Genomic DNA, 15,426 nt, shown 5'->3' with positions numbered 1-15,426 from the left:
CTCTCGTGTGGTTGTCGTGTGCGTGGTTATGTGGCTTATCGCTTGGAATCACGAAATCGTAACAGTGTCCTGGTGGGGACCTGCCAAAAATCGAGTCCCATGCGACACTTCCCCCACTCTAGTCACATGGGAAACACACGCACCAACAGTTTTGGCGCAAAACCGCTATGAGGTCACAAAATGGTTACTGCGTCACGGGGGCGCGGCCACGCCCCACCGCTATGCCGAATCAGCGTCGGTACGCGCCCACTGACCACTGAGATACCGCGCCACCACCGCCACTAAACGCACCAGCAAAAAGCCCACCATGCCCCACCACACACCGGTGAGCCCCCACCCAAATTCAGCACTCAGCCAAATCGGTGGCAAGAAGCCACACACCACAGCACTAATCGACGCATTGCGCAGGAAGGCGGCATCCCCGGCGCCTAACAACACACCATCAACAGCGAACACCACCCCACCGATCGGGATAGTCAGCACCAACAGCCACCACGGAGCGCCATCAAGCTGAGCAAGCACCGACGGCTCATCAGTGAAAATAGCCGGAATGACCTGGTGGCCGACTGCGAAAACAGCTCCCAGGGCCACAGCGAAACCGGTGGACCATAAAATCACCCGACGCCCGGTATCACGCGCCGCCGCAGCAGAACCCCGGCCCAGCGCAGCGCCGACAAGGGTCTGCGCGGCAATCGCTAGCGCATCAAGCACCAGCGACATGAAATTCCACAGTTGCAGCAACACCTGGTGCGCACCAAGTGGCGCAGCACCAAACCGGCCCACCACCCCAGCAGCGGAAACAAAAGCCACCTGGAAAGACAACGAACGCAGGATCAGGTCCCGCCCCATCACTAATTGACCGCGAATCGCAGCAAAATCAGGGCGCCAAGAAACCTCTGAGCGACGAGCTTCCGAAATGAGCATGACCACAAAACACGTTGCAGTCAGGCTCTGGCCAAACACATTGGAATAGGCCGAACCAGCCAGCCCATAAGTGCGCACCAACGGGATAACCGCAAGCGCGGCCGGAATGACACCGCACAGCACGAAATACAGCGGACGACGAGTGTCCTGAACCCCGCGTAACCAGCCATTTCCAGCTTGAGTAATCAACGTCAGCGGAATACCAAAAGCAGCGATCCGCAGCCACCCAGCTGCTTCACCAGCCACCGAACCTACCGGCGCCAACCAGCCTGTAAATATTCCTGCGAAGACCACCATGCACGCCAACAACGCCACTCCGACGCCGATGGCCACCCAGGTCGCCTGCACGCCTTCAGCCACCGCATCGCTGCGTCGACCAGCCCCAAAAGCCCGGCTCGCCCGAGCAGTAGTGCCATAGGCGAGGAAGGTCAACTGGGCAACCACCATCGCCATAATGGTGGAACCAGCTGCCAGAGCCGCTAGTTCGGTAGCGCCAAGCCGCCCGACAACCGCAGTGTCGAGCAGTAGATACAACGGGGCAGCAACAAGGACACCCAAAGACGGCAACGCCAGGCGAAGAATCGTTCCTGGCGTTGCTTTAGGTGCGCTGGCTGCGCCGGATTCTGGCCGACTCACACCACAGCCGCCGCAGCAGTAGCGGAGGCAGCGTTGATCTGGTCGAGAACCTCGTCTCTGGTGCCGTAGAGCCTGCAACCCGCAGCGCGGGTATGCCCGCCGCCGCCGAGGTACTCCGCCACAACGGAGACATCAACTTTTTCCCGAGAACGCAGCGAAAGCGTCCACTCCCCCGGTTCGTATTCCTTCAGCGCGACGGTGACATCACTGCCGGCGGTAATCCGCACCACGTCGATGACAGCCTTGACCTCATCGTGGCCGATATCTCCCATATCGTCGTGCGCGACGGTGACATGCACGAGTCCCGCGCCGCCACCCCACTCCGGGACGCGCTCGGCAGTGGCCATCACTCGGCTTAGGAACGGCAAGTACTCAAAGGGATGGCACTCCAATAGCTGGGCGCTAATCACACGCGGGTCTAAGCCCATATTGAGCAGTTTCGCCGCCGCAGTGTGCATCCGTGCCCGACCAAACTGAAAGCTGTCGGTATCGGTGAGCAAACCTGCGTAGAGCGCATGCGCCATATCGCGATTGAGCTTGATATTCCACACCTCAAATAGGTCCACCAACACCATGGAAGTGGACTCGGCATCAATATCGACGCAGTTGACCGTGCCGTAGAGCTCATTGGAATTGTGGTGATCAATATTGATCACACGGTCTGCACCGAGGATGCGGTCTTCGAGCTCGCCGAGACGCTGGCTGGTGCCACAATCGACAACTACCCAGGTGTCAATATCGTCGGGTAAGTCGGTGTACGCCACGAACTGATTCCAACCCGGGATAGTCAGCATCGACTTCGCAGGCAGCTCATCAATACCGTAGGTCGCCACGGCACGTACGCCCCGCTGCCGCAGTGCCATCACCATCGCGGAGGCCGAACCGACTGCGTCGGCATCGGGGTGGATATGGCAGACCACTGCGACGCTGCGGGCAGTGCTGAGCGCGTCCATGGTCTGCTGCAGCGGACCGGACATCTTGCGGCTGATCGACTGCGAAAGCTGGTGGTTCGGCGGATCAATCGGGCTCATGAGTTCTCCGGGTCATCGTCGTCGTGCCGATACGGGTCCGCGTCGCCGACGGGACGGGCGTCACGGGCTTTGCGGGCTAGTTCCTCATCGCGGGCACGAGTCTTGGCGAGGAGTTCCTCCAGGTGCGCCGAAGTGTCCGGCACAGTATCTACTTCGAAGGCCAGCGTCGGGGTGTAGCGCACACCGGTACCTCGGCCGACCTTCGACCGAAGCTGACCGCGGGCGCGTTCCAGCGAATTCGCAGCTGCCTCCCAGTCCGGTTCGGTGTCAATGGTTTCACCACGAACCGTGTAGAACACAGTCGCGTCGTGCAGATCGCCAGTAACCCGGCAGTCGGTGATGGTGACGTACTCAAGGCGCGGGTCCTTGATATCGCGTTCGATTGCCACAGCGACGATTTCTTGGATTCGCTTCGCCAGCTTGCGGGCACGTGCCTGGTCAGCCATGTGCATCACTTCCTTGGAATGAGTTGGGCCGCGTTGAACAACCCAACGTGGGTGTCGGCCTTCCAGGCTAACGCGTTCGGGGCGCAGATAGTGCACTGGCCACGTGAGAAACCGACCACGTTCGCGGTGGGCGTACTTTGGACGTACATACAAAGGTTGGACCGGGGTATGAGAGTTCTTGTATGGAAGAACGCACCATGACAACGCTCTTTTTTTAAAAACATCGCCCTGGAATCTCAAATATTGGGTGCAGAACTTCGGATCTATGGCGAGGATCGGCGTTCCTACTGGGTTCGACCGAATCGGGACGTATCAACCAGAGTCCCGTTGGATGATTTGCGCGGAACGATGCAGTTAGAAAAAGCCCAGCTCGTTGCTAACCGAATCCTAGAACCTGTTAGTAACGAGCTGGACAATAACTACCCGGGCGGTTACGCCCGGGCACAAAGCAATCTAGCTGAGTGATTGGCGGGAGAGGTTTAAAGGTTGCACTGGAGGTGAACTTCTTCGGATACTCCGTACCCCACGTGTTCACCAGCATTAATTTTCCCGGTAACCCGGAAGTCGTGTCCTGCATTGTCGTAACCGACTACCGGAAAGGTACTGATGCGGAGCTACAAGCGTTCTTTCTAAAAAATTTCAACTTCCGTTGATACGCACCGCACCGGGTTACATCGCTACCTATTTAAATTGTTCGGTTATGGACTCTGGGTGGGTCTGCCGGTACTCGTAGCTCACCTCCGGCCAGTCCGGGTGCTCACTGCGGTACATGTCAGCCCAATCTCGACCCTCGTCGGATAGGTCGGCAAGGATGCGCACGGGGCGGGTGTCCGGTGCGGTATGGAAGTCAAAGGTGAACGCGGTCATGAGGTCGCGCTTTACCGTCTCCACCTCATCGCGAGGTGCAGACAGAACAACCTCGTCATGCACAATTGCACGTAGATAGTCGTCCATATAACGCGGTAGGAGTAGCAAGCATTCCGCCATGAGGTCACGGGCGGTGCCTTGACCGATACCGGCTGGTTCCTGGGTGTAGCAACTATCAGGATGCACACGCATACGACGGCCAAAAGCGTTGGTAATGACCTGGGTGTTCTCGGCCCGTAGTCGAATATCCTTCTTGAACTGGTCGAGCTGCGGGTAGGCCTGTGTGAGTGCAGTTAGGTGCTGACGTACTTCGTCCTCGGTAAAACCGGTTGTCTGAGCGAGCCTTCTCGCCCCCATACCGTAAGTCGTGCCGTGGGTAATCGCCTTGGCCTCGCTACGGCGAGGGTGGTTCTCGCCAGACTCCGGTTTCCACCCGTGTGCACCCAACATGTCCGCTGCGACGTGTGAGTGCATATCGCGTCCCGGCTCTAATGCGTCTAAGTAGCCGCTGTCCTGGGTGTGTACGCCATAGCGCGTGCATCAATCTGGGATAGATCGATAGCAATAAGGCTGTGCCCGTTGTCAGGTAGCAACATAGGGCGCTGCAATACGTCCTTATGCTCCCGCTTACCCAGCACAGTTAGGCCTGGTCGGGCGATGGAAAATCGGCCTGTAGTGGTGCGCGACATATCCGCGTAGTCCACACCTAGAGATGGCAAAGCAGGTTCTAGCGCCGCCTGGCCGTCGGTGGTGGTGTGCGGCTTGCTCCCCGTGCCCGGTAGCCCGTAAGTATCGGCTAGGAGCTAGCGTGCAAAGATAACGCGCTGCTCAGCTGCATTGTGGAACGTTTTTACTAGCTCGGTGTCTACCGTGAAGCCATTACGCGGGATACCTCTACGTCCTGGCGTAAGTAGGCGTGGTAGTCGCCGCTATCAGTCGGTATCCGGTGATAATCGCCGTCGCGCTTCGCCAGCTTCGTGAGCATAGTGCCGTCCTGGTCGGACAGTTTCCCGTCGAGGCCATACCGGTGCGCAATACCGTTCAGGCTGTAAGTAACCCGTGGTCTTACCGCCAGATAGCGGCGGGTTCAATGTGGGTACTCCACCACCCCCACAAAAACCGGCCCGGCCCCTGAAACTTTCAGGGACCGGGCCGGTTGGCAGTGGAACTACCACGGGCTAGGTGCGGGGCACCTCAACCTGTTCGTAGACCTCGATGATGTCGTCGACCTGGATGTCCGGGTAGGACAGCACCATGCCGCACTCGTAACCAGCCGAGACCTCGGTGGCGTCGTCCTTTTCGCGGCGCAACGACTCGATGGTGGCCTTCTCGGTGACAACATTATTGTCACGCAGCAGGCGCACAGTGGCGTTGCGGCGAACCTTGCCCGACTCGACCATGCAGCCGGCGATGAGGCCGACAGCAGAAGCCTTGAACAGGGCGCGGATTTCGGCGCGACCGATCTGACGCTCTTCGTAGATGGGCTTGAGCATGCCCTTGAGAGCAGCCTCGACCTCTTCGATGGCGTTGTAGATAACCGTGTAGTACCGGATATCCACGCCCTCGGCATTGGCCATCTCCGTGGCTTTGCCTTCGGAGCGAACGTTGAAACCGATGATGACGGCATCAGACGCAGCAGCGAGGTTGACGTTGGTCTGGGTGACAGCACCCACACCGCGGTCGATGATGTTGAGGGCGACCTCGTCATCAACCTCAATCTTGAGCAGCGCCTCTTCCAGGGCCTCAACCGTACCGGCGTTATCGCCCTTGAGGATGAGGTTAAGAGTGCTGGTCTCCTTGAGGATTTCGTCGAGGTTATCCAGGGAGACGCGCTTGCGGTTCTTCGCTTGCAGGGCGTTGCGACGACGGGCATCGCGACGGTCTGCAATCTGACGAGCCGTGCGGTCTTCCTCCACCACAAGCAGGTTGTCGCCGGCGCCACAGACACTGGTCAAACCAAGCACCTGCACCGGGCGGGACGGGCCTGCCTCTTCAACATCGTTGCCGTACTCATCGATCATACGGCGCACACGGCCGTAGGAATCGCCAACGACGATGGAATCACCGACGCGCAACGTGCCGCGGTGGACGATGACGGTGGCAACCGGGCCACGGCCGCGGTCAAGGTGGGCCTCGATGGCGACACCCTGTGCGTCCATTTCCGGGTTGGCACGTAGGTCCAGCTCGGCGTCAGCGGTCAGCAGCACGGCTTCGAGCAGTGCATCGATATTCTCGTTCTGCTTAGCGGAGATATCGACGAACATGGTGTCGCCGCCCCACGCTTCGTCGGTGAGGCCGTATTCGGTGAGCTGGCCACGGATCTTCTGCGGGTCCGCGCCTTCCTTATCGATCTTGTTCACTGCGACGACAATCGGCACCTCGGCGGCCTTGGCGTGGTTAATCGCCTCAACCGTCTGCGGCATCACACCGTCGTCAGCGGCGACGACAAGGATGGCGATATCGGTGGCCTTGGCACCACGGGCACGCATGGCGGTGAACGCCTCGTGGCCCGGGGTATCCAGGAAGGTCACGCGACGATCCTCGTCCTCATGGTTCACCGCTACCTGGTAGGCACCAATGTGCTGGGTGATGCCACCGGACTCATGGCCGCCGACATTGGCCTGACGGATGCTGTCGAGCAGCCTCGTCTTACCGTGGTCGACGTGGCCCATGACGGTGACCACCGGAGGACGGTGCTCGAGGTCATCCTCGTCGCCTTCGTCCTCACCGAACTGAAGGTCGAAGGATTCGAGCAGTTCGCGGTCCTCGTCCTCGGGAGAGACAACCTGGACCTTGTAGTCCATCTCGTCGCCCAGCAGCTGCAGGGTTTCGTCAGAGACGGAGGCCGTTGCGGTCACCATTTCACCGAGGTTGAACAAAGCCTGAACCAAGGCTGCCGGATCGGCATCGATCTTGTCGGCGAAGTCGGACAGGGAGGCACCACGGGCAAGACGGATGGTCTGACCGCGACCGTTGGGCAGCTGAACGCCACCCACGACCGACGGGGCCCGCATTGCCTCGTACTCGTGCCGCTTCTGCCGCTTCGACTTACGTCCACGACGCGGAGCGCCACCGGGACGACCGAAAGCACCTGCAGTGCCGCCGCGACGTCCGCCGCGACCGCCACGGGGGCCACCGCCGCGGGGACCACCGGGTCCACCACCGGGGCCGCCACCACGACGTCCACCGGGACCACCGGCAGCGGCCTTGGCAGGCATCTGGCCGGGGTTGGGGTGCGCCGGCATTGCTGCCGGAGTCGGGCGGTTACCGCCCTGCGGCCGCGGGGAGCGACCGGGCTTGCCGCCACCAGCATTGCCACCGGGACGGGGTCCACCCGGGCGCGGGCCCGGCTTGCCGCCGGGTCCACCGGCACCGCCGGGGCGACCCTGCGGGCGCGGCATATTCGACGGCCGCGGGGCCGGACGAGCACCGGTGGAGAAAGGATTATTGCCCACGCGCGGGGTGCGGCTACCGGGCTTGGGGCTCGGCTTAGCCGACGGGGCCTTCGGGCCTGGGCGGGCAGCGGCTTCAGCCGGGGACGGTGCCTTCGCACCGGGCTTAGCTGCGGACTGTTCGGCCTTAGCCGCCGGCTGGGCGGCCGGTTTGGCGGCCGGTTTGGCGGCAGCCTCGGCCGCTTCTGCCTGGGCAGCTGCGGTCTTGGGGGTCACTGCAGGCTTTGCACCGGGCTTGGCAGCCTTCGGCGCCGGCTTGGAGCTCTGCTTAGCAGCGGGCACCTCAGCCGGGGTCGGGGCCGGGTCAGCAGCGGCTGCCTGCTTGGCAACCTGCTTAGGTGTCGGCGTTGCCGACGGCTTCTTCGGTGCCGGCTTTGCACCCGGCTTGGCGCTGGCCTGCGGGCCGGGTTTCGGACCGGGCTTGCCAGAGCCACCATTGGTTTTGGTTTCGGCCGCGGCGGCTTGAGAGCCACCGTCTTTTTCGGCGTACACCTTTTTCATCTTTCGAACGACCGGGGGTTCCACGGTCGACGATGCGGTCTTAACGAACTCGCCTTGCTCTTTGAGCTCGGCAAGAAGTTCTTTGCTGGTGACTCCAAGCTGCTTAGCCAGCTCATAGACACGGAGCTTTCCGGACACTGCTCTCCTCACTTGTGGAGTCGAGCAGCACCCAGAACCCTGTCATGCAGGGTCAGGGATGCGCCGACTCCGAATTATCGGTTGACGTTCATCGCTGATGCTTCATCGTGTGCTCATCAGTGTTTAAGTCTTTCTTCCTTGTTCAATGGTCCCGGCCGCTGTTGGCGGTCGTCCTCCTCGAGCGTGTCGAGGTAGTCACGAACGGGACCAGCGTCCACTGTTGTGGACACCTTTAGTGCGCGGCTGAAGGCACGACGCTTCTGGGCTAATTCCCACGCTTCAATGGTGGGAGTTATCCAGGCGCCACGCCCCGACATCCGGCGTTGGGGGTCAGGCACAACACGAAGTGTGCTGCCTTCCCCGCGGGAAACAACCCGCAGCAAACGCTCTTCCGGAAATCGGTTCCGAGTGGCGATACACATGCGATAGCGCGCAGCGGGCAGTGATGCGGGGGCTGAACCCGAAGTGCATTGCTGCTTGTGCGTGCGCAGTGGCTACCGTCCTTTGTGTCAACTACTCGTTTCTTGGCCGTCCTTAACCTTAACCCTAACTACGGGTCTAATCCCAACAATGCAGTCTGCGGCGTTGCGCGGCAGTAGCGATTGGCGCAGTAGCACCACCTGGGGACTATTCGGCGTCGGAGTGAATATCGATTCGCCAACCAGTCAGGCGGGCCGCCAGGCGAGCGTTCTGCCCTTCACGACCAATGGCCAGTGAGAGCTGGTAGTCCGGCACGACAACGCGAGCGCGTCGCTCGTCTTCGTCAATGACCTCCACCGAGACCACCTTGGCCGGGGCGAGGGCATTGCCGACGAACTTTGCGGGGTCGTCGTCGAAGTCAATGATGTCGATCTTCTCGCCGCCGAGCTCCTCCATTACCGTGCTCACACGAGAGCCACGCGGGCCGATGCAGGCACCCTTAGCGTTCAGGCCCTTAATCAGGGGACGGACTGCAATCTTGGAGCGGTGGCCGGCCTCACGGGCAATCGAGACAATCTCAACGGCGCCATCAGAGACCTCAGGTACTTCGAGTTCGAACAGCTTGCGCACCAATTCCGGGTGCGTGCGTGACAGGTTGATGGTGATGCCACGGTTATTGCGGTCAATGCCGACGACGTAGGTCTTCACCCGCTGGCCGTGCTGGAGGGCCTCACCGGGCAGCTGCTCAGCGGGTAGCAAAATGCCGTCTCGGCCGTTGATCTCAGAGCCGATCCGGATGACCTGAATGCCCTTTTCTTCGGCGAAGGCGTCGCGCTGCACCACGCCAGAGACCACTTGGTTGGTGATGTCGGCGTACTCGGAAAGCGCCTGGTCGGTGGTGGCGTCACGCAGCCGCTGCAGGATGGCCTGGCGCACCTTAGGCGCGGCGACAACTTCGAAACCTTCGGGGGTGTCTTCCCATTCCTCGATCAGGTTGCCTTCTTCGTCACGCTCCTGGGCGTAGACGGCGACATCACCGGTTTCTTTGTCAATATCCACGCGGGCGTACGCGGCGGGCGCGGTGGTGTTGCGGTAGGCGTCCCGGAGGGCCTGGGCAACAATGGCGATCATCTCGTTTACCGGGATGCCCTGGTCTTTTTCCAAGGCGCGCAGCGCGGTGAGCTCAATCTTCACTTGTTTGTCCTCCAGCTAATCCACGGCAGCGTCAAAATCCAGGCCCGCGAGATGTGCTTCTGTTTCGGGCGCAGGTGTGAACTCAACTTCTACCACTGCCTGGTTCAACTTCTCCAACGGCACCGCAATTGCGGTGGGTTCGGGGGCCTTTTTGCCCTGTCCTTTTTTCGTTCCCCGCGCCACAGTCGGGATCAAAATGACGCGCGTTTCGTCGTCGGATAGCGCACCGATGCGGGCGAGGGTGAAGTCCTCCCCTGCCACCTCCACGCGGGCGAGTCGGCCCTGGTTGCGCCGCCAGTGCCGGGGCCGGGTAAGGGGGTGATCAACGCCGGGGGTGGATACCTCAAGACGGTAGGGCTGGGAGCCGAATTCGGCCTTACCGGAGGCTTCGGCGGCGTCGAGGGCAGCGGAGATTTCCTCAGTCAGCGCTTCCAGAGTGTCCAGATCCGGCGCGGTTTCGCCGTCAACAAGCACGGTTACCTGGGACTTAGCGCCGGCACGCACAATTTTGACGTCTTCGATATCGAGCTCGCGTGCGGCTGCGGGCCGTTCGACGATGCTGGTCACGGTTTCAGCGCTGGGATAAGCCATGTCAAAGAGTGTATCTGGCTTCATCCGTGGCACGATGGTGGCCGTGACTGACCCCGCTTTTCACCGTCTCAGCCGACTGCTGTTGCGCCCTGTTTCCGCCGCTTCTTTCGACACCCATCAAGCGACAGGCGGCGGCTTTCAGTGTGGTCGGCGTGCTTTTTTGTTGGGTAGCTCCGGTTTTGCCGTGGCGGCTGCGGGTTGTTCTGCGCTGCGGTTTGCTACCCCCGATCCGATGCTGGAAGCCATGATTGCGCTGGCTGAGCGCGATGCGCAGCTGCTGGGCGATTACGCCTGGATGCGCGAAGAGCATGTGCGGGTCATTGGTGCCGAAATTGACCGCGCTTGTGGTGTGCGCAAGGACGGTACGACTCCGCAGGATTGTGTGGCCCGCCCGGAACCTGCCCCCGCGCCGGAGTCGCCGGAGCAGCCCACTGCTGCGTCGTTGCTGTTGGATTCGCTGGACTCGGCTAGCCTGCACACGGCTATGGATAGCAGCGGGGCTTTGGCTTCTGAATACTCCGCTGCGGTGGCGGTTTCAGTCACCGGCGGCATTATGTTGGCCGCCCGGCTTAATGATGTTGCGTGGGAGCGCCTGGTGCCGCCTGCGCTGCAGGTCGACAAGCTGCGCGGGAATGATGATGAGCTTATCGCCGAGGCCCTGCGCGATGAATACGCCTTGATTTATGGCATGGGGGTGGCCGCCGCTCGCGTCCCGGATTCTTTGCGGGAGTCGACTGTTACTTCAGCGGAGCGGCACCGCAGCCTGCGCGATAGTGCGGTTCAGATGCTTACCGACGCTGGCGCCGACGTTCCTGCAGCAGGCGGCGGCTATGTCGCGGACCCGGATGTTGCCGATATCGATGGCGACGCGGCGGGTTTCGCCTCCGCCCTAGAAGCTGCGGCGGCTTCGTCGTGGCGCCGCGTCGTTACCGAAGCAAAGGACCCGAAGGTGCGCCTTTTTGCTATGTGCGCCTCCGGGTTGTCCAATGCCGGTGCCGCCGTGTTCACCGGGGAGCCCGAGGTGGCGCTGCCCGGTCTTACGGGTTAGTTATTTCTGAGCGGCTTCTTGCACCGCGGCCACGGCCTCGCCGATGGGCAGCTTGTGGGTCTGGCCGTGGAAGCGGTCGCGCAATTCGACGTTGCCGTCTTTAAAGTCGCGTCCGACCACAACCACCACGGGCATACCGAGCAGCTCGGAGTCTTTGAATTTCACGCCCGGGGATACCTTCGGCCGGTCGTCGAGCAGCACGCTCACCCCGGCGGCATCAAGGTCGGCGGCTAGTTTCTCGGCGGCCTCAGCTGCGGCGGCATCCTTATTGGCGATGACCACGTGGGCCTGGAATGGGGCTACTGATGCGGGCCAGCGCAGGCCTTTGTCGTCGTGCAGCTGTTCGGCTAGTACGCCAATGAGTCGTGAGACACCGACGCCATAAGAACCCATGGTGGGCTTCACGCGCTTGCCGTTTTCGTCGAGGATGTCGACGTCGAAGGCTTCAGTGTATTTGCGGCCGAGCTGGAAGATATGGCCAATTTCGATGCCCCGGTCCAGGGTCAGCGTGCCCTTGCCGTCGGGGGCTGGATCGCCTTCGCGGATCTCGGCGGCTTCCACAGTGCCGGTCGGGGTGAAGTCACGGCCGACCACCATATTCACCATGTGGTGATCGTGTTCATCGGCACCGGTGATCCAGCGGGTGCCGGTCACGACGCGGGGGTCAACCAGCAGGTCAACCTCATTATCAGCCAGGGACTTCGGTCCGATATAGCCCTTGGTGAGGAAGTCGTGCTTGCGGAAATCAGCGTCGTCAAGCAAGCGCACTGCCGACGGTTCGAGGGCAGCCTCGACGCGCTTGAAGTCGATCTCGCGGTCTCCGGGCACGCCGACGGCGAGGAGTTCTTCGTCCTTGCCGGGCTTGGTGCGCGCCATCATGACAATCTTGAGGGTATCGGCGCCGGTGACTTCCTCGTCGATACCGTCGGCACTATTGGCCCAGTCCACCAAGGCATTGATCGTGGTCGCGCCGGGGGTGTGTCGTTTCTCGGCGGCGGGCTGGCCTTCGATGGGCTGCTCGGGCGCGGCGGGGGTGGTCACAGCCTCGACGTTGGCGGCGTAGTCAGAGCCGGTGGAACGGACGAAAGTGTCTTCGCCTGCTTCGGCGACAGCGAGGAATTCTTCCGAAGCGGAGCCGCCCATAGCGCCAGACATGGCCGAGCAGATGACGTACTCCACACCAAGGCGGTCGAAAATCCGCTGGTAGGCGCCGCGGTGAGCCTGGTAAGCCTGCTCCAGACCGGCGTCGTCCATATTGAAGGAGTAGGAATCCTTCATGACGAATTCGCGGCCGCGCAGAATGCCGGCGCGGGGGCGTTCCTCATCGCGGTACTTGGTTTGCACCTGGTACAGGATGACCGGGAAGTCCTTATAGGAGCTGTAGAGGTCTTTGACGGTGAGGGCGAAAATTTCTTCGTGCGTCGGCCCGAGCAGGTAGTCGGCTTCCTTGCGGTCCTTCAGGCGGAACAGGTTATCGCCGTATTCGTACCAGCGGTTGGACTGCTCGTAGGGTTCGCGTGGCAGCAGCGCGGGCAGTTCAATTTCTTGGGCCCCGATGCCGTCCATTTCTTCGCGAACGATGGCCTCAATATTTTTCAGAACTCGCAGTCCCAGCGGCAGCCAGGAGTACACGCCTGGGGCGATGCGGCGGATATAGCCGGCGCGGACCAGGAGGCGGTGGCTGGCCACCTCCGCGTCGGCCGGATCCTCGCGGAGGGTACGCAAAAACAGCTGGGACATCCGAGTAATCATGGGGGAAAGTCTAGCGGGTACCCGGCTAGTGTTGGGTAATGCGAATTATCTTGCCGCCGTCTGAGACCAAAGCTGCTGGAGGCGACTTAGCGCCGCTGAGTCTTGCTGACTTATCCTTCCCGGCTCTCAACGACATCCGTTCTGATATCGCCAACGATCTTGTTGCCTTGGCCGCTGATGAGGATACGGCGATGGATGTGCTCGGTATTGGCCCCAGGCTGGCCGAGTATGTCGATGCGGACGCGAACCTCTTCACTTCCCCGACGATGCCCGCGGTGCAGCGCTATACCGGAGTACTCTATGACGCCTTAGCTGCGGATTCTTTGTCTGAGGCGGCCTGTGATCGGCTGCTTATCGGTTCGGCGTTATTTGGTGTGGTCGCCGCTAACGACGCGATCCCGCAGTACCGGTTGTCGGCTTCGGTGAAATTGCCGTATGCGCATGGTGCTGGCACGAAGGCCCCGACGATGAAGGCCCGCTGGGGCAAAGAGCTCTCCGAGGCTCTCAATGGGCTTTCCGACGTTGTGATCGACCTGCGCTCGGGTGCGTACGAGAAACTCGGCCCGGTTACTGGGGCGGTAACTGCCCGGGTCGTGACCGAGGAAGGAAAGGTCGTCTCCCATGCCAATAAACAGCACAAGGGACTGCTGGCCCGGGCTTTGGCCTGTGCGGATGTTGCTGAGGCGATTGTTGATGTGGACTCGGCGGTGAGTGCGGCCCGCGAGGCGGGTCTGGATGTGGAGCTTATCGACGGGGTGCTCACCATCACCACGCATTAACCACCTACTGAAAACGCCGCCGCAGTGCCCGGGAGATTCCGGGGATTGCGGCGGCGTTGTCAGTAACTGTGTGTCTGTGTGTTTAGCGCTCCAGATTGAGTGCCTTCTGGGATTCGTCCCAGACCTTGTCGAACAGGTCGGGGTTCTGCTCCAGCTTCTGGCCGTAGGAGGGCACGAGCTCCTTGATCTTCGGTGCCCAGTCGCCCATCTTCGGGCCGAAGCAACGCTCGACAAGCTTGATCATCACCGACGGGGCGATGGAGGCACCCGGGGAGGCGCCCATCAGGCCAGCCAGCGAGCCGTCGGAGTCGTTAATCACGGCGGTACCGAATTCGAGGCTGCCGAAGGACGGGGCGCCTGCCGGGGCAATGACCTGCACGCGCTGGCCGGCTTCGACGATCTCCCAGTCCTCGTCGCGGGCTGCGGGCATGTACTCGCGCAGGGACTCCATACGGGCCTCGAAGTCCTTGAGCACTTCCTCGATGAGGTACTTGGTCAGGCCCAGTTCCTGCATACCAACGCCGAGCATGGCGGGGATATTGTGCGGGCGCAGTGCCTTGACCAGGTCCAGGTAGGAGCCGGTCTTGAGGAATTTCGGGGACCAGCCGGCGTAGGGGCCGAACATCAGGCCCTGCTTGCCGTCGATGACACGGGTGTCCAGGTGTGGCACGGACATCGGCGGGGCGCCGACAGCGGCCTTGCCGTAGACCTTGGCGTGGTGCTGGTCGATGAGGTCTTCGTTGGTGCAGCGCAGCCACTGGCCGGAGACCGGGAAGCCACCGTATCCACGGATCTCCGGGATGTTTGCTTTCTGCAGCAGCGGCAGGGCGTTACCGCCGGCGCCGACGAAGACGAAGTTGGCGCGGACGGTGCGGATATCACCGGTGTGGACGTTCTTGACCTTGACGATCCACTTATTGCCGTCCTTCTTGAGGTCCTTGACGCAGTGGCCGTAGCGGATTTCGGTGCCGCGATCGCTGAGCGAGGACAGGTACTGGCTGGTGAGGTTACCGAAGTTGACGTCGGTGCCGTTGGGGTTGCGGATCACCGAGACGGGTTCGGAGAAGTCGCGGCCTTCTGCCATCAGCGGCAGGTACTCGGCGAAACGGTCCTCGGTGTTGATGAGCTCCTGGCCGCGGAAGAGGTTGAGCTTTTCGAGGGCTTCGTAGCGGGACTTCAGGAAGTCAATCTGCTTATCGCCGTGGCCGAAGGCAACGTGGTCGACAGGCTGGATGAATCCGCTGGGGTCTTTGAGTACCCCGGCGCCGACGAGGGAGGTCCAGAACTGGCGGGAGATCTGGAACTGTTCGTTGATGGCAATGGCCTTGGAGACATTGACACCGTCGGCAGTTTCGGGGGTGTAGTTCAGCTCACACAGCGCGGAGTGGCCGGTACCAGCGTTATTCCAGGGAGACGAAGACTCAGCGGCCGGGGCGTCGAGCTTTTCGAAAACGACCTGGGACCAGGACGGTTCAAGCTCTTTCAGCAACACGCCGAGGGTTGCACTCATGACGCCGCCGCCGATCAGCGCGACATCAACTTCGTCTGCTGTCTTTGCTGGCAGCTTATTGTCAGACACGGCAGTTACATCCTTCACGATGGGGTGGCCGGGTCAGCGCATGGCTCCGAATTGCGGGGGCGCTGCCC

At 61.5% G+C, this 15,426-nt stretch carries 11 protein-coding genes and 1 pseudogene; 2 read left to right on the top strand and 10 right to left on the bottom strand.

What is annotated here, in order from left to right; all coding sequences use genetic code 11:
• Positions 1–219: 219 nt before the first annotated feature.
• From KRX51_RS04860 to rimP, 8 genes and pseudogenes are all read right to left on the bottom strand, one after another.
• Positions 220–1,560 carry an MATE family efflux transporter gene (locus tag KRX51_RS04860; RefSeq protein ID WP_218361840.1) on the bottom strand — a complete coding sequence of 447 codons (1,341 nt, stop codon included), beginning with the start codon at positions 1,558–1,560 and terminating at the stop codon, positions 220–222.
• Positions 1,557–2,591 carry a bifunctional oligoribonuclease/PAP phosphatase NrnA gene (locus KRX51_RS04855; protein ID WP_218361839.1) on the bottom strand — a complete coding sequence of 345 codons (1,035 nt, stop codon included), beginning with the start codon at positions 2,589–2,591 and terminating at the stop codon, positions 1,557–1,559. Before KRX51_RS04855 ends, KRX51_RS04860 begins: the two co-directional genes overlap by 4 nt.
• The gene (gene rbfA, locus KRX51_RS04850) at positions 2,588–3,037 is read right to left on the bottom strand and encodes a 30S ribosome-binding factor RbfA (protein ID WP_218361837.1); all 450 of its coding nucleotides are present in this window, start codon (positions 3,035–3,037) and stop codon (positions 2,588–2,590) included. Before rbfA ends, KRX51_RS04855 begins: the two co-directional genes overlap by 4 nt.
• A gap of 681 nt (positions 3,038–3,718) precedes the next feature.
• A pseudogene (locus KRX51_RS04845) lies at positions 3,719–4,411 on the bottom strand (DNA polymerase); the annotation flags it as partial.
• 671 nt (positions 4,412–5,082) lie between these two features.
• Positions 5,083–7,995 carry a translation initiation factor IF-2 gene (gene infB / locus KRX51_RS04840; RefSeq protein ID WP_218361835.1) on the bottom strand — a complete coding sequence of 971 codons (2,913 nt, stop codon included), beginning with the start codon at positions 7,993–7,995 and terminating at the stop codon, positions 5,083–5,085.
• 116 nt (positions 7,996–8,111) lie between these two features.
• Entirely contained in the window at positions 8,112–8,417 is a 306-nt protein-coding gene (locus KRX51_RS04835; protein WP_218361833.1) for a YlxR family protein, read from the bottom strand.
• 205 nt (positions 8,418–8,622) lie between these two features.
• Entirely contained in the window at positions 8,623–9,609 is a 987-nt protein-coding gene (nusA, locus tag KRX51_RS04830) for a transcription termination factor NusA (protein WP_218361831.1), read from the bottom strand.
• 15 nt (positions 9,610–9,624) lie between these two features.
• The gene (rimP, locus tag KRX51_RS04825; protein ID WP_218361829.1) at positions 9,625–10,200 is read right to left on the bottom strand and encodes a ribosome maturation factor RimP; all 576 of its coding nucleotides are present in this window, start codon (positions 10,198–10,200) and stop codon (positions 9,625–9,627) included.
• Between the two features lie 43 nt (positions 10,201–10,243).
• Here rimP and KRX51_RS10310 point away from each other — a divergent pair, with 43 nt between their 5' ends.
• The gene (locus tag KRX51_RS10310) at positions 10,244–11,248 is read left to right on the top strand and encodes a DUF4439 domain-containing protein (RefSeq protein ID WP_218361827.1); all 1,005 of its coding nucleotides are present in this window, start codon (positions 10,244–10,246) and stop codon (positions 11,246–11,248) included.
• On the opposite strand, the gene KRX51_RS04815 is transcribed toward KRX51_RS10310, so the two are convergent.
• Positions 11,249–13,000 carry a proline--tRNA ligase gene (locus KRX51_RS04815; RefSeq protein WP_218361825.1) on the bottom strand — a complete coding sequence of 584 codons (1,752 nt, stop codon included), beginning with the start codon at positions 12,998–13,000 and terminating at the stop codon, positions 11,249–11,251. It lies immediately after the preceding gene.
• A gap of 38 nt (positions 13,001–13,038) precedes the next feature.
• Between KRX51_RS04815 and KRX51_RS04810 the strand changes: the two genes are divergently transcribed.
• Positions 13,039–13,779 carry a YaaA family protein gene (locus KRX51_RS04810; protein WP_218361823.1) on the top strand — a complete coding sequence of 247 codons (741 nt, stop codon included), beginning with the start codon at positions 13,039–13,041 and terminating at the stop codon, positions 13,777–13,779.
• Between the two features lie 82 nt (positions 13,780–13,861).
• On the opposite strand, the gene mqo is transcribed toward KRX51_RS04810, so the two are convergent.
• Entirely contained in the window at positions 13,862–15,358 is a 1,497-nt protein-coding gene (mqo, locus tag KRX51_RS04805; protein ID WP_218361822.1) for a malate dehydrogenase (quinone), read from the bottom strand.
• Between the last annotated feature and the right edge of the window lie 68 nt (positions 15,359–15,426).

This window comes from Corynebacterium sp. TAE3-ERU12 (assembly GCF_019209905.1).
In the GTDB taxonomy this organism is placed as follows: domain Bacteria; phylum Actinomycetota; class Actinomycetes; order Mycobacteriales; family Mycobacteriaceae; genus Corynebacterium.
This window is presented reverse-complemented; position numbering and strand designations above follow the sequence as displayed.